General features: G+C 57.3%; 17 protein-coding genes. 6 read left to right on the plus strand and 11 right to left on the minus strand.

What is annotated here, in order from left to right; translation table 11 throughout:
• Positions 1-66: 66 nt before the first annotated feature.
• Positions 67-1,059 carry an electron transfer flavoprotein subunit alpha/FixB family protein gene (locus CIK74_RS18270; protein WP_096257854.1) on the plus strand — a complete coding sequence of 331 codons (993 nt, stop codon included), beginning with the start codon at positions 67-69 and terminating at the stop codon, positions 1,057-1,059.
• A 79-nt stretch (positions 1,060-1,138) separates the two neighbouring features.
• A complete protein-coding gene (locus CIK74_RS19115; protein ID WP_240520589.1) occupies positions 1,139-2,914 on the plus strand; it encodes a cytochrome b/b6 domain-containing protein in 1,776 nt (591 codons plus the stop codon).
• A 70-nt stretch (positions 2,915-2,984) separates the two neighbouring features.
• Here the strand turns inward: CIK74_RS19115 and CIK74_RS18280 are convergent, their stop codons facing one another.
• The 6 genes from CIK74_RS18280 to CIK74_RS18310 form a co-directional block, all read right to left on the minus strand.
• On the minus strand, positions 2,985-3,482 hold the full coding sequence (locus CIK74_RS18280; protein WP_170947952.1) for a GNAT family N-acetyltransferase: 498 nt from the start codon (positions 3,480-3,482) through the stop codon (positions 2,985-2,987).
• A 28-nt stretch (positions 3,483-3,510) separates the two neighbouring features.
• Positions 3,511-3,957: a YdeI/OmpD-associated family protein gene (locus CIK74_RS18285; RefSeq protein WP_096257856.1), complete on the minus strand. Its 447-nt coding sequence runs from the start codon at positions 3,955-3,957 to the stop codon at positions 3,511-3,513.
• A 200-nt stretch (positions 3,958-4,157) separates the two neighbouring features.
• Positions 4,158-4,592 (minus strand): 30S ribosome-binding factor RbfA, encoded by a 435-nt coding sequence (gene rbfA, locus CIK74_RS18290; RefSeq protein WP_096257857.1) that lies wholly within the window; start codon positions 4,590-4,592, stop codon positions 4,158-4,160.
• Between the two features lie 96 nt (positions 4,593-4,688).
• Entirely contained in the window at positions 4,689-7,679 is a 2,991-nt protein-coding gene (gene infB, locus CIK74_RS18295; protein ID WP_096257858.1) for a translation initiation factor IF-2, read from the minus strand.
• Between the two features lie 660 nt (positions 7,680-8,339).
• Positions 8,340-9,323, minus strand: a complete 984-nt coding sequence (nusA, locus tag CIK74_RS18305; protein ID WP_096257860.1) for a transcription termination factor NusA — start codon at positions 9,321-9,323, stop codon at positions 8,340-8,342.
• Positions 9,324-9,325: 2 nt separating this feature from the next.
• Positions 9,326-9,892: a hypothetical protein gene (locus CIK74_RS18310; protein ID WP_096257861.1), complete on the minus strand. Its 567-nt coding sequence runs from the start codon at positions 9,890-9,892 to the stop codon at positions 9,326-9,328.
• A 164-nt stretch (positions 9,893-10,056) separates the two neighbouring features.
• Between CIK74_RS18310 and CIK74_RS18315 the strand changes: the two genes are divergently transcribed.
• From CIK74_RS18315 to CIK74_RS18330, 4 genes are all read left to right on the plus strand, one after another.
• Positions 10,057-11,118: a hypothetical protein gene (locus tag CIK74_RS18315; protein ID WP_141393002.1), complete on the plus strand. Its 1,062-nt coding sequence runs from the start codon at positions 10,057-10,059 to the stop codon at positions 11,116-11,118.
• A 133-nt stretch (positions 11,119-11,251) separates the two neighbouring features.
• Positions 11,252-11,650, plus strand: a complete 399-nt coding sequence (locus CIK74_RS18320) for a hypothetical protein (protein ID WP_096257863.1) — start codon at positions 11,252-11,254, stop codon at positions 11,648-11,650.
• Positions 11,614-12,825, plus strand: a complete 1,212-nt coding sequence (locus CIK74_RS18325) for a histidine kinase (RefSeq protein WP_096257864.1) — start codon at positions 11,614-11,616, stop codon at positions 12,823-12,825. Before CIK74_RS18320 ends, CIK74_RS18325 begins: the two co-directional genes overlap by 37 nt.
• A 13-nt stretch (positions 12,826-12,838) precedes the next feature.
• The gene (locus CIK74_RS18330; protein WP_096257865.1) at positions 12,839-13,555 is read left to right on the plus strand and encodes a response regulator transcription factor; all 717 of its coding nucleotides are present in this window, start codon (positions 12,839-12,841) and stop codon (positions 13,553-13,555) included.
• Positions 13,556-14,271: 716 nt separating this feature from the next.
• Here the strand turns inward: CIK74_RS18330 and CIK74_RS18335 are convergent.
• The 5 genes from CIK74_RS18335 to CIK74_RS18355 all read right to left on the minus strand — a co-directional run bounded on the left by CIK74_RS18335 (position 14,272) and on the right by CIK74_RS18355 (position 21,514).
• The gene (locus CIK74_RS18335; RefSeq protein WP_096257866.1) at positions 14,272-15,099 is read right to left on the minus strand and encodes a TSUP family transporter; all 828 of its coding nucleotides are present in this window, start codon (positions 15,097-15,099) and stop codon (positions 14,272-14,274) included.
• Positions 15,100-15,124: 25 nt separating this feature from the next.
• Positions 15,125-16,912 (minus strand): proline--tRNA ligase, encoded by a 1,788-nt coding sequence (locus CIK74_RS18340; RefSeq protein WP_096257867.1) that lies wholly within the window; start codon positions 16,910-16,912, stop codon positions 15,125-15,127.
• A 626-nt stretch (positions 16,913-17,538) separates the two neighbouring features.
• The gene (locus tag CIK74_RS18345) at positions 17,539-19,329 is read right to left on the minus strand and encodes an NAD(P)/FAD-dependent oxidoreductase (protein WP_096257868.1); all 1,791 of its coding nucleotides are present in this window, start codon (positions 19,327-19,329) and stop codon (positions 17,539-17,541) included.
• A gap of 118 nt (positions 19,330-19,447) precedes the next feature.
• Positions 19,448-20,620, minus strand: a complete 1,173-nt coding sequence (locus tag CIK74_RS18350) for a GAF domain-containing protein (protein ID WP_096257869.1) — start codon at positions 20,618-20,620, stop codon at positions 19,448-19,450.
• 177 nt (positions 20,621-20,797) lie between these two features.
• Positions 20,798-21,514 carry a hypothetical protein gene (locus tag CIK74_RS18355; protein ID WP_141393003.1) on the minus strand — a complete coding sequence of 239 codons (717 nt, stop codon included), beginning with the start codon at positions 21,512-21,514 and terminating at the stop codon, positions 20,798-20,800.
• Positions 21,515-21,590 lie beyond the last annotated feature (76 nt).

The raw sequence follows: 21,590 nt of genomic DNA on the forward strand, positions 1-21,590 counted from the left end.
CCCCCTCTCAGTTTTCCGTAATCTTTAGTCCCCTACGACTTATCCTTGCTCAGGAGAATTCACCTCATGTCAGTAAATAATCAGCCGGTTGTTGTCCACGTTCAGGTCGCAACCGATGGAACACCTCAAAACACCACCGCAGGCCTGCTTGGCACGGCAGCTCAGTTCGGCAGTCCGGTAGCGGTTGCTGTCTGTGCCACCGGTCAAGAACAGCAACTAGCGACCAAGCTCGGCGAACTGGGTGCAGCCGAAGTACAGGTTCTGCCCATCGATTTAGATGCGCTCGCGCTCGGCTCCGCAGACGTCGCCGCTTTGGCTTCAGTCATCAAGACGACTTCACCGGCCGCCGTTCTCATCTCCAATACCGCCATTGGACGCACCATTGCAGGTCGTTTGGCGATCCGTGTTGAAGGCGCAGTAAGCGTTGATGCAGTATCGGTGCGTTGGGCAGATGATGAGCCGATCGCTTTGCACTCAATCTTTGGCGGCGACGTCACCTCGGAGTCCACCGTTGAAGGCGGGCCGCGAATTATTACCATCCGTCCAGGTGCCTCCGATCTCAAGGCGGAAGCAGTTGCTTCTCCGAAGATCACCGTCATTGAGCCTTCGGCACTACCTAAGGTTTCTAAAGGTGCGCAGATCCGCTCGGTTGAGTCGGTACAAACCGATGCCAGCCGCCCAGACTTGCGTAGCGCCAAGATTGTCGTTTCCGGTGGACGCGGCGTGGGCTCGGCCGAGAAGTTCGAGATTGTCGAACAGCTCGCAGATCACTTCGGCGCGGCGGTTGGCGCCTCGCGTGCGGCCGTCGATTCGGGCTATGTTTCCCCGAAGTTGCAGGTTGGCCAGACCGGCGTCATTGTCTCTCCCGAGCTGTACATTTCCTTGGGTATCTCCGGAGCTATTCAGCACCGTGCAGGCATGCAGACCGCCAAGACTATTGTTGCCATTGATAAGGACGAAAACGCCCCAATCTTTGACCACGCCGACTTTGGCGTAGTGGGCGACTTGTTCACCATAGTTCCGCAGTTGCTCGAAGAAATTCGTACCCGCAAAGGATAATCGTGGGCATTGTCCACTCAGGTAGGTTCCGGCCCCGCAAGATCCGCCGGATACGACGACGCGATGAGGTTCAACGATCATGACCAAGCAACGGATGGCAGGCTACACCCCCCTGCGTTCCAAGGGCGGTGTGCAACCCGAAGCACCTGCCAATGCCAAAGAAATACACACGACGCAACCGGTGACTGCCGAGCCAATTGAGGCTCCCGTACCAATGCAGGCCACGCCAGCTGCGGTGACCCCACCAGAACAGAAAGCTGTGCCAGCTGAAGCACCTGTGCCAGTAGTTCCAGCGGTAACCCCAGCGGAAGCTAGCCCCGCCGCAGCGGCGAGCGAAGTTTCATGCCCGGAGACTACGTCAACACGTCAGCGTATGGCCGGTTACACCCCCTTGCGGTTGCGCGACGGGGTTGCAGCCAGCGTAGCGGCAACGACGCCATTCGGCGCGGCTACCGCCTCTCCAACAGCGGTTCCAACCGATGAGCCACCCACTGATGTGGCTCCGGACGCCGTTCAGGCGCAGGTGGCCCCATCCGTTGAATCGGAAAGCACACCAGTCACCGCTGTGGCTGCAACGCCCGTTGCCGAGGCACCTGCAATCCCAGCTTCCGTACCGTCGACGATTCCAGCAAACCGGATGAAGGGCTACACGCCGTTGCGTCCACGCGATGGCTCAACCGGATCTGAGGCTGTCTCAGCAGACCTTGCAGCCGAGGAATCCTTCAAGGGACATCCTGTCGCAGAACCGGTATCCGAACCGGTAGCCGTTGCGTCGGCAGCCACCGACCAGCCCGAGGCTTCGCAAGAAGCCGTGGCAAGCAAACCGGTGGCAGAAGAAGTTCTTGCGCCCCAGACACCCGCCGCGGCTGCAAAAATCACGCCTCCAGTGACGGACTCCGAGTCCCAGGCCCCAGCGACGGCGGCAAAGCAGGATGCTTCGTCGATCAAGATGAAGCCTTGGGTCAAGCCGGCAGTCATCATCCTTGGCGCAGTAGTACTGGCCCTGCTAGTAGTACTGGCGGCCCGTGGCCTGCGCCTGCTTAGCCCGGTCCAGGATTTCATTGGCACCTATGACGGTCACTCGACCATGCCTGACTCGGCGCCCACGGGTATTCCTGGATGGCTCGGTTGGCAGCACTTCCTGAATATGTTCTTTATAGTGCTGATCATCCGCACAGGCTTGCAGGTGCGTCATGAAAAACGTCCGGCGGCTATGTGGACTCCGAAGCCGAACTCGTGGTTCTCCCCGAAGGGTAATAGTCCAAAGAAATACTCGCTGAGCATCTGGACCCACCAGGTTTTGGATGTGTTGTGGGTAGTGAACGGCGTGATCTTCGTGATTCTTTTGGCCGTCACCGGTCAGTGGATGCGCGTGGTTCCAACCAGTTGGGATATTTTCCCGAATATGCTCTCTGGTGCGCTGCAGTACGCTTCGCTCAATTGGCCTGTGGAGAACGGCTGGATCCACTACAACGCCTTGCAGCTGGTCTCCTACTTCTTGGTGATCTACATTGCCGCACCGCTCGCAATCCTGACCGGCGTGCGCATGTCCAGTTGGTGGCCAACACAGCCGAAGGCACTGAATAAGTTCTACCCGGTTGAAGTGGCACGCAAGATTCACTTCCCGGTCATGCTCTTCTTCTCGGCATTCATCGTGGTTCACGTGTTCTTGGTACTGACCACCGGTGCATTAAAGAATCTGAACCACATGTATAGCTCTCGTGATGCGACCGATGCATGGGGACTAGTGATCTTCTTAGCTTCCGTAGCGGTTATTGCCGCTGCTTGGATCTTCATGAAGCCAATGTTCTTGCTACCGGTAGCCTCAGCGACGGGCAAGATTTCCAAAAACTAGGTTCCACTTCACAAGGCGCCTGCCAAACTTTCCCTTGAAAGTTCGGCAGGCGCCTTGTGTTTTTCGCTAGCTAACCAAGTTCCGCCTCGAACAGCAACAGCTTGGAAGCCCCGTCATCTGCGCGCACTGAATGGATTTCTTCGGCTTCTGCGAGCCGTTCAAACCCGAGGTTCGCGTGTAGCGCTCTGGAGGCCTGATTCTGTTCGTTGGTGAAGTAGTACGCGTACTTGGCGCGTTGGCCTATCCACCGAAGCCGTGCGGCCGTGAGCTCCGCCCCTATCCCCTGCCGTCGCCAGCCCGGATGCACGATGATGCCTCCAAGATAGTGTCCTGCCGGAGCAATCCCGTCGGCTTGTGCATGCCAATGAGTCTTGGCTAATCCAACAATCTGTGAATTGTGCACGGCCACTTGGACGGTCTTGGTTTCACCGGACGCTAATGATGCTGGCGCCCAGGGAAGCAGTCCGCCGGCCCGGCATAGTTCGGCAATCGGCTCAAAATCTGCCTCTTCTGCCTGGCGTAGTTCAAACCATCGCTGGTCATTGCTTGCCGCATTGATTGCACTCACCTCCAGACTTGTACGTGACTAAAGGAAATTATTCGCTGCGTAGCGCCTTGATGACTTTTTCTACCCTACGGGTCCGGGTATCTTCGCCGCGCGCCGTGATGATCGGATCAACGTGGCCGCGTTGCTTGCTGTAGGAGAGCTTGTTCCAGGCATCGGCGAGCTCTGGTTCAGCCGATAGCAGCACGGCCAGCGGTTCGGGTACCTCAACGGTGCGTGGTTCTTCGTCAAGCTCCAACTGCACCGTAATCTCATCTCCCGCACCTTTGCCAGTAGCTTCGCGAGTCTCCGAATTGAAAGAGATGAGAAACTGCCCTGCCATCGAGGCAATGGTATTTCGGTAGGTATAGTCCCCATTGATTTGCACCGTCACCGGGACGCGTTTTCCGCGGCCAAATCCAAACACGATGTCATCGGGCACAACGATTCCCACGTTGTTACCGCTAGCTGCTACGAGGGTCGTGGTGAATTCTGGCATGAGTTTTACCTTTGATCGGAGCCTACGGTGTGAGCCCACGCTATCCCAGGACCTCCGAGCTGACTAGTCTTAAACAACAAATTCAGCTTCGCTGTGAGGGTAATTCGTACGCCGACTGAAACCAACAAACGCCCCGGGTAGCACGCACACTGTGCGCACCGCCCGAGGCGTTGGTGTTCAGACTAAACGTTCACAAGCCTTTAGGCTTCTTCTTCGTCTTCGTCCTTCTTGTATGGATCTGCGTCACCGGCGAAGGACTTGCCTTCACGCAGCGAGGCGACCTCGGCGTCCTTTTCCCGGGCCACGGCCAGCAGTTCATCCAGCTGCGAAGCATTCTCTGGAATCTCATCTGCCACGAAGGTCAGGGTGGGGGTCAACCGGATGGTCAGGTTACGTCCAAGTTCCTTGCGCAGTGCGCCGGTTCGCTTAGCCAAGATCTCGGCAATTTCAGCCTTGATCTCACCCTCGCCGAACACCGTGTAGTACACGGTGGCGTGCTGCAGGTCGTTGGTGACGCGTGCGTCGGTCACGGTCACGTTGTCGATGCGCTCATCTTTGATGACGGTGCGCAGCGACTGGGCTATGAGGACCTGCACGCGCTTGGCCAGGCGGGCCGCGCGGGCTGAATCAGCCATGGTTCTCTCCTAATGAAAAATTGTGGTGAAACTGAGCAACGTGGGCGCCAGCCGGTCAGCTGACCGGCAAGCGCCCACGTGGTACTTAGTTAAGGATTAAGCTCGTGGCTTTTCGCGCATCTCGAAGGTTTCGATGATGTCGCCTTCCTTGACGTCGTTGAACGAGCCCAGGCCGATACCACATTCGAAGCCCTCGCGGACTTCGGTGACGTCGTCCTTTTCGCGGCGCAGCGAATCGATATTCAGGTTGTCTCCCACGACCTTGCCATCGCGAACCAGGCGTGCCTTGGTGTTTCGCTTGATGGTGCCGGAGCGGATGATCGAACCTGCGATGTTGCCGAACTTCGAGGAGCGGAAGACCATACGAATCTCGGCGCTGCCCAGGGCAACTTCCTCGTATTCTGGCTTCAGCATACCGGTGAGGGCTGCCTCGATGTCGTCGATTGCGGAGTAGATGACCGAGTAGAAGCGCATGTCGACGCCTTCCTTGTCGGCCAGGTCTGCCACGCGCTCTGCCGGACGCACGTTGAAGCCAATGATGATGGCGTTATCAACGGTTGCCAGGTTGACGTCGTTCTGGGTGATCGCGCCGACGCCGCGGTGGATCACGCGCAGCTGCACGTCATCGCCCACGTCAATCTTCATCAACGAGTCTTCCAGTGCTTCAACAGCACCGGAGGCATCGCCCTTGAGGATCAGGTTCAGCGTATCGATCTTGCCGTCTGCCACAGCCTGGTCGAAGTCTTCCAGGGTGATGCGCTTACGACGCTTGGCCAGCATTGCGTTACGCTCTGCGGTCTCGCGCTTGTCAGCGATCTGGCGGGCGGTACGCTCGTCATCGGTGATCAAGAAGCCGTCACCGGCGCGAGGCACCGAGGACATGCCCAAGACCTGGACCGGGCGCGAAGGCAAGGCCACGTCGAGGTTCTCGCCGTTTTCGTTGAACATTGCACGCACACGGCCGTGGGCGGTGCCCACCACCATGGTGTCGCCAACTGCCAAGGTACCGGACTGAACCAGCACGGTGACAACCGAACCGCGACCCTTATCAAGGTTCGCTTCAATGGCCACACCGCGGGCTGACTTGTCAGGGTTTGCCTGCAGTTCGAGCACGTCAGAGGTCAACAGCACCGCGTCAAGCAGTTCGTTGATACCTTCACGCTGCAGCGCGGAGACGTGGATGAACATGGTGTCGCCACCGTATTCTTCGGGAACCAGACCGTATTCGGCGAGCTGGCCCTTGACCTTGTCAGGGTTTGCAGCTGGCTTATCGATCTTGTTGACCGCGACGATGATTGGCACGCCAGCGGACTGTGCGTGGTTCAGCGCCTCAACGGTCTGTGGCATGACGCCGTCATCTGCTGCGACAACCAGTACGGCAACGTCGGTGACCTTGGCACCACGAGCACGCATGGCGGTGAACGCCTCGTGACCCGGGGTGTCAATGAAGGTCATCGCGCGCTCGCGGTCCTCGTGCTCGTGGACGATCTGGTATGCACCGATGTGCTGGGTGATACCACCGTGCTCGCCTTCGATAACGTTTGACTGGCGGATCGCGTCAAGCAGACGGGTCTTACCGTGGTCAACGTGACCCATGATGGTGATGACCGGAGCGCGCTCTTCGAGCTCGTCCTCGCCTTCAGCCTCAAGTTCGGCGTCAAGGTCAAGGCCGAAGCCTTCGAGCAGTTCCTTGTCTTCGTCCTCTGGGGAGACCACTGCAACCTTGTAGCCCAGCTCTGCGCCGAGGACCTCAAAGGTTGCCTCGTCCAGGGACTGGGTGGCGGTAGCCATTTCACCAAGGTGGAACAGTACGGTGACAAGCGCTGCCGGGTTGGCACCAATCTTGTCTGCGAAGTCGGTGATCGATGCGCCACGGCGCATACGGATCTCGGTTGCCCCGTTGCCGCGTGGAACGTTTACGCCGCCCAGCGACGGAGCACTCATCTGCTCCAATTCCTGGCGCTTAGCGCGCTTGGACTTGCGCTGCTTGCCGCGTCCTGCGCCGCCCTTACCGAAGGCACCGCCAACGCCGCCACGGCCACGTGGTGCGCCTGGACGGAATCCGCCACCGGCACCTGGTGCGCCACCGGTACCGCCTGGACCGCCGCCGCCTGGGCGACCGCGTCCGCCGGCACCCGGACGACCGCCGGCTGCTGGAGCCGGACGATCGGTGCGGTTAGGCATCATGCGTGGGGTTGCGCCGCCTGCTGCGGCACCCGGACGTGGGCCACCTGCGCCAGCGCCTGCTGGACGAGGTGCTCCTGCGCCTGCTGGGCGTGGACCGCCCGCGCCGGCACCGGCTGGACGCTGTCCGCCGGCACCCTGTGGGCGTGGTCCGCGACCTGGTGCGCCACCTTCACGTGGTGGGCGTGGACCGCCGGTACCCTGACCGCCTGCGCCCTGTGGGCGTGGGCCGCGACCTGGCGCGCCACCATCGCGTGGTGGGCGTGGTCCGCCAGTTCCGCCTTCGCCGCGCATGCCCTGCTGAGCAGAGAATGGCGAGTTGCCCGGACGTGGACCGCCTGGACGTGGGCCACCGGCTCCGGCGCCCTGTGGGCGTGGTGCACGGTTGCCGCCTTCGCGGTTTCCACGGCGTTCGTCGCCGGCTGAGCGCATTCCCTGCTGTGAGGAGAATGGGCTGTTGCCCGGACGTGGGGTGCCTGCTGGCTTAGGTGCTGGCTTTGGACCGGGGCGTGGACCGCCTGGAGCCGGAGCCGAAGGAGCCTTAGCTGCGGGGGCTTCAGGGGCTGCTGCCTCTGGAGCCTTAGCTGCTGGGGTCGCTGGAGCGGCCGGAGCAGCTGGCGCAGCCGGGGCAACTGGTGCCTTAGCAGCAGGTGCTTCGGCGGCCTTCGGAGCTGGCTTCATACCTGGCTTTGGGCCACCGGTACGTGGTGCTGGCGTTGCGCCTGCTGGCTTTGCAGCCGGTGCCGAACCTGGGAAGGCTTCGCGCAGTTTGCGCGCTACCGGAGGCTCGACTGTTGAGGATGCCGAACGAACGAATTCGCCCATATCCTGCAATTTAGTCAATGCTTCTTTTGAAGTAATTCCGAGCTCTTTAGCGAGCTCGTGAACGCGGGGTTTAGCCACATCTCTCCTGTATCGATGTGATCGGCTAGAACCCCGGGTTCAATAAGACTTGGGTGTTCTGGCTGATCAACGTTGTAATTCGTGAAATTCTTCCGTCGCACGGTTAATCACGCAAAACTGATTGTTCATCGTTGTGCGCTCAACTTAGCGGACTCATCGGGTTGCCATCAGATTTCTGACCCGCTTTCATCATGATTGCCAGATAGCCGGCCTTTTGCCGACTGATCTTCGTATGCAGCGAACTGCTGTGCCACGCAAGAATCATTCACCGAGCTTCTAAAAGCTCGAGAAAACGCCTTGCGTCGCACAGCATGCTGCACACACTTTTCTGTTCCATGGGTCCAGGCTCCCCGCCCTGAGGCGGCGGCCGAAAGATCCAGTTGCACACCGCGTAGCGGCGCTTCCTGGTTTAATACCCAACGGAGTAGCTCATCTTGAGATGTGATGGTTCGACAGCCAATGCACGTACGTTGCTGATGCAGTTTCATGCGAGCGCCATCCTCACCTTCCACAACTTGTCAACGAGCCAACTACTAGTCTAGCGCGTTTGAGCCTCGGTGCGTGCGTGAGGTTCAGATCACAGGCACACCGAGGCTGAAAAACGTGCTAGGCAAATCTTTCTTCCAAGCAGCGTTCTTTGCTGTCCGGAAGAGTAGCTATTTAAAGCTGCGGTTCCTTGCCACCGGAGACGGCAATGATGTCAATACGCCAGCCGGTGAGCTTGGCGGCCAGACGCGCGTTCTGACCTTCCTTGCCAATGGCCAGAGACAACTGGCTATCCGGAACCACAACACGAGCCCGACGCTCATCTTCATCGAGGATCTCTACCGAGACAACCTTCGATGGGGACAATGCAGCCGCGATGAATCTCGCTGGATCTTCGTTGTAGTCAACGATGTCGATCTTTTCGTCATTAAGTTCGTTCATCACCGAGCGCACGCGGGTACCCATTTCACCGATGCAAGCGCCCTTGGCGTTCACTCCGGCCTGAGTGGCATGCACCGCGATCTTGGTGCGGTGCCCGGCTTCGCGAGCCAGCGCCTCAACCACGACGGTGCCGTCTGCGATTTCTGGAACTTCCATTTCGAAGAGCAGACGAACCAGATTTGGGTGTGAACGGGACAAGGTGATAGCCGGACCCTTGGTACCGCGCTCGGCGGACACCACGTAGGAACGCAGTCGCGCACCGTGGACGTAACGCTCGCCAGGAGCTTGTTCAACCGGTGGCAACAGTGCTTCGACGTCACCGATTTTGACCTGCACCATGTGCGAGGAATGACCCTGCTGGATCACACCGGAAATCAGGGTACCCACACGTGAGGAGTATTCCCCGACAACTACTGCGTCTTCGGCTTCGCGCAGACGCTGCATGATGACCTGGCGTGCGGTCGAGGCAGCAATGCGGCCAAAACCGTGCGGGGTGTCATCAAATTCGCCCAACAGCACGCCGGCATTGTCGCGGTCCTCTACGAGGATCGCTACGTGTCCGGTGCTTGGCTCGATGTGAGCGCGAGCACCTGGCATAGCGCCTTCGGTCTTGTTGTAAGCCAGCAACAGTGCCGACTCAATGGTAGGGATCAGCACATCCATAGGGATGTCGCGGTCTTTTTCCAGGATGCGCAGCGCATCGAGATCTATATCCACGCTTAGCCCTCCAAATCTTCGTTATTAATATTTTCAAACAGCGCATCGTCGAAATTGATTTCCGGGTCTACGACTGCCTTGCGGATGTCAGACAGGGCAAAGGTCTTAGGATCATCAATCTTGACCTTCATACCCTTCTTAGCAGGCTCGTGGTGTACGGAAATCACGACTTCGGTGTCTGTTACCTCAGTCAGTCGGCCGCGCAGCTTGGTGCCATCGCTCAGGGTGAATTTCACCATCCGGTTCTTCGCGCGAACCCAGTGACGGTTCAGGCTCAGCGGACGGGAAAGACCTGGGGAGCTTACTTCGAGTTCATAAGGATCTGCAGACGCAAATTTGGCGTCCTTGTCCAGTGCATTTGAAATGGTGGTGGTAACTTCGCCCAGTTCGTCCAAGATCACCGATTCGGTGCCTTCGGCTTTGTCGACGAGGACTTGGACAAGTAGCTGCTTGCCCGAGGGGCGCACAGAGACCTCTTCCAGGACCAGCCCGTGGGATTCCACTTCCTTCTGAAGCACAGTCGTCAACCGTAGCGCTTCTTGTTCGGTATCGGCCGGCTTAGCGGTCATGGATATCCTCCCACATTATTCGATGTTGTTCTTTAAGGGTATATGCACCCGCGCAAGATGAGAACTGCTTAATGGCCTCAGGTGAAAGAACTCACGCCCAATTCGCACCGATGGCGAGTTTGAGCCGGGTTCTGCACCGTGTTTCGTGGCATGATCGATACGCCATGACTGAGAATTCCACACCGCCAGCATCTAACCGCAGTACACGAGTCAAACGTGCGCCGGGGTGGATTGCGCCGGTTATTGCCGCAGTGCTCTGCATAGGACTCACCTGGGGCATAGGGATGAGCCTATTTCGCGGAAGTCTAGAAAATCGTGGACTGCCCGAAGAGATCCGTGACAGTTCTGCCGAACAACGGCAGTTATGGCAGTACGGCTCGACGCTGGCGAATCTCGGCTCTCAAGCTAAAGCCCTGGCCGCGGTGGCCGATAAGAAGACCGCCCCGGCACTCAACGATCTAAGTTCCACCCTGAGTTATGGTGCGCAACTGACCGGACAACTGAGCTTTGATGACCAACCCGAGGTTGAATTGGCGCAAGCTTTCACTCCGGCAGCGCTCTCCGAGCTCACAGCGAAGGTCACACAACTCAGTACCGTGCTCCCAACTCTGCCTGCGGACCAAAGTCACTTGGGCGGAGCACTAACCGAATTGGCATACCAATCAAATCTTCAGGCGCGCAGCGCGCTGCGCACGGTGCAGTCGCAAAAGAAGGTTAATCAGCTTCCCACCCCACTGGTTGTCGGCGCCGGTGATACCGAAGGAGAGCCAGTTGGCTGCCTGTCAGATCTGACACTGTTACCCATTACTTCCGAGATTACCGATCCTGCTTTAACCGATGACGTGTTGGTGGCCCGGGCGTTAGATCGTGGTTATGCCTTGGACTACGCCTTGCAGCTGCAGGCGGCACGCGGCTCCAGGGAACAAGCACCCGAAATTGAAGAGCGCCGCACCAAACTCAGCGCGGAACTTCGCGCGGTACGCTCCGTGCTGCCTGCTGACTGCGCGGACCTGAGGCAACCAGCTTACGTCTTGCCTCAAGAAGGTCTTAAGGATTTGGCAGCCGTTGCAGAGGGCGCCGAAGAAGACTTCGCCGGCGCACTGGCGCTGGCCTCCGGTGCAGCCAGCGAGCGGGCACAGGACACCTTGGCGAATACCACCTGGCAGGTCCTGCTGGGTCAGCGTCAACGCGGGCTGGACCCGCAGCTTATTAAACCCGGCGCCTAGGATCCCAAATCCCCTCAGGATTTCCGCTCCTGGTTTTCCTCTGGACGAACACAAGTACCGTCCCAGCATGATGTATCTGGGCAATGACTCGTGAGACGATACAGTCAGTTTTAAAGATCCCGAGGAGCACACCGTGCCAGATTCACCCGACGACGAACGCGGCAGCGATTCATCAAGTCAGCCCGCGGGCCAGCGCAACGCCCCCGAGGCCAAACCATATCCTTTGCTTCTCGAGTCTGGCCTGCTTCTCACCGCATGGGGCATCCGTAGCGATACAGTGCTGGTTTTTGCCGGAGGGCTCAGCCCACGGCAGATCACCGAGTTCAATGGGCAGCCAGTGCAGATCCTGGCGTGCTATGAGAACACCACAGCCATCGATCAGTGGCAACCGCTGACCGCATTGGTGCTCCCCGACGGAACCCTTCCGGTCACAGCTCAGGCCTACCCGCCAGGCTTCCACCAGCTTCTTGGGGACGGAGAAGTCGCACTTCCCCCATGGTGCGTCCTCTTTCCTTTCCTGCCCGGATGTTAAACAAATACTTTTACCGGCGTCTGCTCATCGCCCTGGTGGCTTTGGGCATCGACATGATGATCTGGGCCGGAGAAAACGCTACGGTCTTTGAAGGCTACGTTCCGCATTGGATTATCATCACCATCGGGGTATTAGGTTACTCGTCCTTGGTCATCACGCGTTCCCCCATTCCTGGTTATCTGGTCCTGCTGGTACTCAGTGTGGGATGCCTCTACGTTCCGGCAGCGCCGACCATGGTGGGGTTTTGCGTCGCATTGTTTAATATGGCTCGACTCCTTCCGCGCCGTCAGGCGGCATATGCGCTGCTTGGCGCGGTGGTTCCCATCCTTGCGTGCTCGTCCGCCGCGGCGAAGCTGGAACTGATGAAGAACCAGCACCTCTTCCTCTACGGTGTGTTGTTTTGGACGGTTCTCATGCTGGCCACGTGGGCCGCCGGTGTGGCAATGTACCGCTACGAGCACCGCATCCGCACCGAACGGGTATGGGCTAAAAGTGCGCGCGAGGAAGCCACCGCCATGGAGCGCCTGCGCATCAGCCGCGACCTGCACGACAGCGTCGCCCATTCGCTGACAGCCATCGTGCTGCAAACCGCCGGGGTACGCGCCGTGCAACGCACCGGGTCACGCGACATCGATATCGATGCCGTCCTTGGAGACATCCAATCCACGGCCGAGCAGAGCGTGCGCGAACTGCATCGCCTCTTAGGGATTCTTCGCAGCGAAAACGACGAAGCCAAAATGCGGCCCCAAGGCGTGGAAGACATTCAGGAGCTGATAGACCCGGTCCGCGCAGCGGGATTTGAGGTACGTTTACGCAGCACCGGATCACAGCGCCCGCTGGACCCAAGTATCGCTCACGCGGCGTACCGGGTAGTGCAGGAAGGACTATCAAATGTGATGCGCCATGCTGGCCAAGGAGCGCGTGCTGCGGTGGAGTTGGATTGGAGCGAGCAAAAACTCACCGTCGAGGTTTGTTCGGTCTCAGGTATCGCCCAGGAGCCTGCAGAGTCGGGCGGATTCGGGCTTCTGGGATTGCGCGAACGAATCACCGTAAGCGGTGGCATCTTGCAAAGCGGCCCGACGAAGAATGGCTTCCTGCTCAAGGCGGTCCTGCCGGTGAGCAATGACAGCAGCATGAACGTGAACCGTCCAGCAGTTGAATTCGAAGAGGAGTAGATTCACCGTGAGCATGCTCGCCGAATCCGCCGCGTCCGCTGGCGACCCCCTGCGCAAGACCCGGGTTTTGATTGTCGATGATCAGCCCATGGTTCGCGCGGGAATTTCCATGCTGCTCGCTTCCGAAGCAGATCTTGAGATTATCGGCGATGCCGGCTCGGGAGACGAAGCCATCAAGCTGAGCCGGCGTTACAGCCCGGATGTGGTCCTGATGGACGTCCGGATGCCGGGAATGGACGGAGTCACCGCGACCAAGAGACTGATTGCTGAGACCCGTGAGAACGAGGACCGGCTGGTACGCGTGCTGATCATGACGACCTTTGACGACGAGGACATTGTGATCCGAGCGCTCCAGGCCGGCGCCAGCGGATACTTACTCAAGCATGCATCCCCTACCGAGATCGCCGTGGCGATCCGTCGGGTCTCCGCGGGAGAGACCTGGCTTGATGCCACGGCTGCCACCAGGCTCGTCCAGCGTCTGCACGCCGTCAGCACGGACCTTCCCAACCCGGCGCTCATGCTTACTCCTCGTGAGCAGGAAGTGCTTCGTTTGGTAGCGACCGGCATGTCCAACCAAGAGATCCGAGATTATCTGGTGCTCAGCGAAGCCACGGTGAAGACCCATGTGGCGCGGATACTATTCAAGACCGGTTCCCGCGATCGAGCGGCCGCGGTGGCGATGGCCTACCGTTCGGGTTTCGCCAAGCCTGACGACCGCATCCCAGGATGAACCTGCGAGGTTGCTTCGGAAACATACCATCCTGGTATGACGACGGTCCGGCAGTTACTTGAGAGGCTTAATCCAACACCACATCAATTCATTTTTCCTGAAGAGATATGGTGGCGTGGATACGAAAGTTGCCACCACAACGTCCTAGAAGACGTTCGCCTCTAAGCAAACCAAGTCGGCGGGAACAGCCCATTGCGGCAATGCGATGGGTTCGGACTTCTGTACTCTTCTGGCCTATGGGGATGGGTCAAGGTTGATTAGTAGCAATTCTAGGTAAGGCAGCATGGGGACGCTGCCTCCACATTTTGCCGGTTCGCCCACTGCGCGAACCGGCAATTTTTGGTTAACCAACAAAGTCGATTGCGCTTCTGCAATACTGCCGGACAAACATCCAGGCCATCGTGAATATCCATGCCATTCGGATACCACAGGACGACAACAATTCACGTTTCGGGCAATTCAGAGCGGTACCGGTCTCAAGGACCGTTCACAGCCTCCGCGCCGGTCACGCAGCGCTTACTCACTGGATGTCAGGCGAGCCGCAGAAGTGCAGAGAGGTGTCGAGCCTCGCGCGCCGAGTCCCAGAAGAATTGACTCACCGGGGTTACCGGCAGAACTAGGTAAACCACGAATACCAGCTGATCAGGCGCTGAGCAGTGGGTAAACTCGTACACGGTCACATACCAGGTTCAGGTCTTGCGCCGTAGACGCCGATCCTAGGCGAAGATCATGTCGGAGCCCAATTTGAGAATTAATGCGGACACCACGATCACGAAGATGATTCGGATGAATTTACTGCCCTTAGAAATCGCCATCCGCGCACCGAGGTAACCGCCGGCCATATTCATCACGCCCAGTGCCAAGCCGAGTCCGAAAACGACATGCCCCGCCGGAATGAACAACACCAAGGCGCCGAAGTTGGTGGCTAGATTGACGATTTTTGCTTTGGCGGAAGACTGCAAGAAGTTGTAGCCGAGCACCGTAACCATGGCAATGATCAAGAAGGAACCGGTTCCCGGGCCAACCATGCCGTCATAACCGCCAATAATCAAGCCGATCAGAATAGCTCGCAAATAGTGTCCGCTGCCGCGGTATCGCAGCTTACTCAGCTCGCCGGCCGCGGGTTTGAAGATAGTGAAGGCCAACACCGCGACGAGGGCGGCAATAATAATCGGCTGGATCCACTGTTCCGGAAGGACCGTTGCAATGGCTGCTCCCCCGAAAGCACCAAGCATCGCCATCAACGCCATGGGGATAGCGGTCTTTAGATCAGGACTAGTTCGCCGGTAATACGTAATGGCGCTGGTTGTTGTGCCAAAAATTGAGCCCAACTTATTCGTAGCTAAGGCCTGTACCGGGCTCATTCCGGGAAAAAGCAGCAGCGCGGGCAACTGGATCAACCCACCACCACCGACAACCGCATCAATCCAACCGGCCGCAAATCCCGCTAGCAAAAGCAGGATCAGCGACGTCCAGTTGAATTCAAGACCGTCAAGTGACAAAAAGGAAAGAATCTCCGGCACCGCGCTGCTACCTCTATTCATTTATTGCTGATGAAACGCACCGGTGTTAAGCGGTCAATTCCTCCACGACATCGGTCACTGCCACGTCGCGGCGTTCGCCGGTCGCACGGTCCTTGACCTCAACAACTCCGTCGGCAAGTCCGCGGCCAACCACCACGATGGTTGGCACACCGATGAGCTCTGCATCAGAGAACTTCACACCAGCGGAGACCTTCGGACGGTCATCAAAGATGACCTCCATACCCTTAGCTTCGAATTCCTTGGCGAGCTTGTCGGCTGCTGCCAAAAGCTCTTCGCCCTTACCTGTCACCACAATATGGATGTCAGCCGGAGCAACCTGCTTAGGCCATGCCAGACCATTCTCATCATGATAAGCCTCTGCCAGCGCCGCCACCGCACGGGTGACACCGATTCCGTAGGAACCCATGGTGACTACGGAAAGCTTGCCATTCTTGTCCAGGACCTTCAGGTCCAGGGATGCAGCGTACTTACGGCCGAGCTGGAAGATATGTCCCATTTCGATACCGCGTTCGGTACGTAGCGGTCCAGAACCGTCCGGCGCTGGGTCGCCTTCGCGGACCTTGACTGACTCGATGGTGCCGTCAAAGGAGAAGTCACGTTCAGCCACAAGCCCGAAGACATGCTTGCCCTTTTCATTGGCGCCGGTAATCCAGGTGGTTCCGGAAACAACGCGTGGATCTACTAGGTAGATGATGCCACTGGAAGCTTCGGTACCAAGTACCTGCTGATCTAGTCCGTTGCCTGGGCCAATGTAGCCTGCGATCAGTTCCGGGTGCTTCGCAAGGTCTTCGGCGTTAGCCGCTTCGACAGCTACTTCTCCGTTGATCTCCAACGCAAGGCCGATGGTTGCTTCGGCACGCTTAAAGTCGACCTGACGGTCACCTGGTATACCGATAACAACCACGTGACGGTTGCCTTCTGGATCAATGACAGCGACAACAACGTTTTTCAGGGTGTCAGCTGCGGTCCATTGGCCTTCGGCGCGCGGGCGCAGCTGGTTAGCCACCTCAACCAAGGTCTCGATGGTTGGAGTATCTGGGGTGTCCAGCACTTCGAAGGCCGCTGCATCGCTGAAATCAATTGCTTCTGGAACCACGGTGGTCACTGCCTCGACGTTCGCGGCATAACCGCCTGGCGAACGCACGAAGGTATCTTCGCCAACAGCTGTTGGGTGCAAGAATTCTTCAGACTTGGACCCACCCATGGCACCGGCCTGCGCGAAGACAGGAACAACTTCAAGGCCCAAACGTTCGAAGATTCGGACGTAGGCGCCTCGGTGCGCAACATAAGCTTCGTCTAGGCCCTCATCATCAATGTTGAAGGAGTAAGAATCCTTCATGATGAATTCGCGACCACGCAACAGACCGGCACGTGGACGAGCTTCGTCACGGTACTTATTCTGAATCTGGTACAGGTACGCCGGAAGGTCCTTGTAGGAGGAGTACAAGTCCTTGACCAACAAGGTGAACATTTCCTCGTGGGTTGGAGCCAGTAGGTAATCGGCTCCCTTACGGTCCTTCAGACGGAACAGGCCTTCGCCGTATTCGGTCCAGCGACCGGTCTGCTCATAAGGTTCACGCGGTAACAATGCCGGGAAGTGAACTTCTTGAGCGCCAATGGCGTTCATTTCTTCACGAACAATGGCCTCTACCCGAGCAAGCACCTTCAAGCCCAGTGGCAGCCAGGTGTAAATGCCCGGTGCTGCGCGGCGAATATACCCGGCACGAACTAGCAGCTTATGGCTGTCTACTTCTGCTTCAACGGGATCTTCGCGCAAGGTGCGCAGGAACAGGGTGGAAAGCTTCAAAACCACGCGGGGGCGTCCTTTTCCGTCCGTCGACTCCCGAGGCGTTTTCGGGTGCCGACCAGCTATGCAAAATCAAATGGGTTTCGGCCACAATCTCGACCATCTTCAATCCTACCGCTTCCCGCCACTTGCCAATAAATTCAAGGGATATGCGAGATCGGGTTTCGCCGACAACGGCCTATAAATGACCTCGGCGGAGCCGTTTTCTACATGCTAATAACCTCGTTCTTCGGTTCCATCTTATTGATCCTTGCTACTAGAACCTGTTTTAGCGTTTCTTCGGTCACTTTTTGGTGTGAGTTTGAAAAGACTTTGATGCTCGGATGACAAAATCCCGGAGTCATTGGGTGAGAGGAACCCAACAGCCCTAATTCTCTGGAAAACGACTTGCGGCCATTTTAAGTTGCCTAAGCTCTCACTACCTTGAAGAGGACGTCTGCCCGTCCAGTTAGCACTTCTTTGACGACATATTCATTGATTCTGAAAATAGTATTCAGCCCACTCTATTTCAAATGAAATTCAGGATAAAGACCCTCAGCACGAATTCAGCGCATGCACAGCGGGCCCGGAGAAAGTACACAGTGCGTAATTTCTCCGGGCCCGCCTTAACCGAGGTTCAGAAGGAGCAGAACTCAGGATCGGTGATACGTCTCGGCGAGCGCATATACCGGGGTGGAAATGCCCTCGTATCTAGCCTTGAGTTGCAAGCCCAAATATTTGGAGTAGTGCCGTGACTGGTGCAGATTCCCACCGTGGAACCACAGGTTTTTGACCTTGGTGGGTTTCCACATATTGCGCAATTCTCCCTGCCATGGTCCGGGATCTTTAGCAGTGTCTGAGCCAAGTCCCCAGCATTTGCCGACTTCGTCAGCAACTTCTTGCGAGATCAGTCGAGCTGCCCAACCGTTCATCGAACCGTAACCGGTGGCGTAGACGACAGCGTCAGCTGGCAGTTCAGTTCCATCGACCAGCGCTACACTGTTTTCCGTCAGGTGAGACACTTCCCCTTTGGCCAGTGCAATAGAGCCGTCGGCAACCAGCTCGCTGGCACCGATGTTGATGTAATAGCCAGAGCCACGACGCAAGTACTTCAAAAACAGTCCCGAGTCGTCATCTCCGAAGTCGAGGTCAAACCCTGCGTCCTCTAGGGATTGGTAGAAATCTGCGTCTTGCTCGCGAATCTGGGCGAAGGCCGGCTTATGGAACTCGGGAAGAACCTTATATGGGATAGAGGCAAAGATCAGGTCTGCTTGATTATGGTCAATTCCCGCAGCTAAAGCTTCCTCAGAATATAGTGGGCCGAGTACGTTGTTCATCAGCGACTCCGATCGAACAATGTGCGTGCTCGAACGCTGCACCATGGTGGGGTGCGCACCGTTTTGAACTAGATCCGCGCAGATGTCATGCGCGGAATTATTAGCACCAATCACCACCACGTTCTTACCTGCAAATCGTTCACCGCCGGCATGTTGTGATGAGTGGTTCTGCTCGCCGGTAAATACTTCAGTTCCAGGATATTGCGGGACATTAGGAATACCCGACATTCCCGTGGCGATTACCAACTGCGTGGGGCGTAAAGTCAGAGGCACGCCATCACGTTCAACCTCTACGATCCACCCTTCCCCTTCTGGATCTTGCCTGGCGCTGGTTGCTTCGGTCAGTGACCAATAATTCAGTTCCATGAGCTTTGTGTAGCTTTCCAACCAGTCGCCCATTTTGTCTTTGGGAGTGAATACTGGCCAGTGATCGGGGAACTGGATGTAAGGCATATGGTCATACCAGACTGGGTCATGCAGGGCCAGTGAATGGTACCGCGAACGCCATTGGTCACCTGGTCGCGCCAGCTTGTCGATAACCAGTGCTGGCACGCCCATCCGTTTGAGCCGGGCGGCCAAACCAATGCCTCCTTGTCCCCCACCGATAATGAGCGTGTAGGGCTGCTCGGTGATTCCTAGCGATTGCTGTTCAGCGATACGGCGGTCCAACCAATTTTCTTTGCTCATGCTCGAACCGTGCTCCGCCCCCAGTTCACGGCGGGCGCCGGCAGGTTCGGGATGTTCGCGCAGTGACTGCGCGGTACTGAGCAAGGTCCAGCAACGACCATCACGTAAGCGAAGGAGCCCAAGACCTTCAAAGGCATCGTTGTGAAAGGTAAACCAAGCTTCTATGACCCCGTCAGCATCCGCAGCACTGGTGATCTCCAGATTTCGCGGCCAGGCACCGCGTTCGACTCCCAGTAGCATCTTCGCAATGTCTTCCCGCCCTTCGCTGGTGTGCAGGTTCCAAGTCAGGGAGGTGAGGTCTCGCCAGTAGCATTCGTCATCGAACAATTGCACGGCTTCTTGAACATCCCCTGCGTCAAGTGTTCGCTGCAGGTCTTGGCACCACTGTTGAGCCTGCGTTAGCGGATCGTTGTTCGCCATTCTCATCACTTCAATTCTTCGGGAGTCCGGGAAATGATGCGGCAATATTGCCGCGCTGAAGCAAGGCTATGAGCTGGATCACAAAGAGAAAGTGTTGCAATAGGTTGCAACCATCAAATTAGACCCCCCGAATTACTGGAACTACCAACCGATAAGGTCTGGAGGCGATCAGCCCAGGCAGCTTAGCGCGCAACCGTGAGAGTTCCGCACGAATCGTGACGCTAGCAGTGCCTGCCGGCCATAGATTCTGCAACGTCACGGAACTTACACCCGTTGGACAGGCCGCCAGAAGTTGCACAATTTGCCAATGCTTGGCACTGAGCCCAATACGCGTTGGTCCGCTGGTGCTATGCACAACCGCCTGGTGAATCAGCGAATCGTTGAGTTCCAGAGTGATCTCTTCATGTGCGCGCTGCAACAGCCAACCACCCAAGATACGTTGCACGTCCACGGCACCAACACCAGCAACCCATTGTCGTCCTTCCTCCATTCCGGCGGGGATCGAGATCCTTCCGTCAACGTCATAGCCCCGAGACGTGGCCACTGAGCCCTGAGTATCCACTAACAGATATTCAGTTTCTGGCAGTGAAGTTGTTAATTCGAGACGTTGCATCCGTAACAGATGCTCGGTACGTAGGACCGATTGCGCTTCACGCGCCACCGAGGAAACCAGTGCCAAAGAGTGTGGGTGTGCTGTCCGATATGACCCGGCCAAGGTCACCGCACCGACTAGAGAAGAGTTTCCTGGATTGCTCAGTGGCGCCGAGGTGCACACCCAGGAATGTTGTTCTTCACGGGCATGCTCTGGCCCAAAGATTTGCACTGGCGCCCGCTCAGCCATAGCGGCCCCAATACCGTTGGTTCCCACATCGCTTTCACGCCACCTTGCACCGGCGACAAATCCGATTCCGTCGCTGCGTCGACGAACCATCGAGGGACCAAGTACCCAGAGCACGTATCCTTGGCTGTCGGAAATCACGAGTTGATTGCCAGCCTGCGTAGCAAGCGGAAGGAGCCGATCTTTAAAAAGACCCACTAGCGAACTCAATTCGTCGTTTGATTCCCTCCGCTCCTGCAAGGCAACTGCCGCCAAAGGAACAATGTCGTTTACCTGCGCCCCGGCCCGCCCCCAAGAACGTGCGACCACCGGACGAACCACTGAGGGAATCTGTGTTCCTTCTGCCCACCGCTGATGCAGGGCTTTGAGATCTCTCGCCTTGATCATAGGATCTTCACCGGCAGTTAGCGCTGCTTGATATGTCGCTTCGGAGTGGCGGCGGTTCACAGTCATTTATTGAGAATGTCACGCAGCGCATTGGATGAGAAGGATTTTCTCTAAATTACGTTCTGTAGCCCGGATTCTGTGTGGCAACCGGTGCTATCAGCTATTTAGTTAGTTCTCCGCAGACCAAAAATGCCGCCTGAACCCTTCAGCGGGCACAAGCGGCATTCATGAGAACTTTTGTAACTACTGAGCTTTGTTCAGCTCGGCAACAGCCACATTCAATTCTTTTGTTAGTTCATCTAGCTTGGTTTTCTCGTCTTCGACCTCGCCAGAGTAGGCGACAGAAACCATGTTCGGGCCAACGAAGCCCTGAAGCGTCAGGCTGCCCATGGGAACCTCCTTGCCATCCATCGAAATATTCGACTTGGTGGCGACAGTCAGGTCCGCATCCGAAGTAGCATCGAGAATTTCGGCAGTAGCGTTCAGCTTCATGCCCTGCATCTCCATGGAGAACTTATCGCACCCCTGTAGATCCTTAGTTTCCGCAGCCTTCTTGGCCGTCGCCAGCTTAGCGTCATCCTCGTAGGATGCAACGCTGTAGCTGGTTGATTCGCCAGTCTTTTCACCGGCAACGATGGCCGTAGCCATGTTAATGCCCGTGATATCTAGCGAGCTTTGCTGAACAACTAGATCGGCACATTCAGCTGGTTCGATCTTCATGCTCTCGACCAGTTTTTTGGCCTGAGGCAGGGACTCAGCGATCGCGGCACTATCGATGACCTGTGCGCCGGATTCATCAGCCACAAGCTTTTCGACAATCGTCTTGACTGCAGCCGCGTCCAAAGGTTCTGCCGCTACGGCTTCCTGTGTAGCCTGGGCGTCCCCCGAGGCTGCGGGAGCATCCGTGCCCGCATCGGCACAACCCGTTAGCCCGGGTATTTCATGAAGGCCGGTAGTCATTAACTGACTTAAAAGATGAAAAGGTGACCTGAACTGGGAAAATGGGAGTGTCTAAGCTTCCAAAATACCCGTTCGA

The sequence above is a fragment of the Glutamicibacter sp. BW77 genome (assembly GCF_002332285.1).
GTDB lineage: Bacteria > Actinomycetota > Actinomycetes > Actinomycetales > Micrococcaceae > Glutamicibacter > Glutamicibacter bergerei.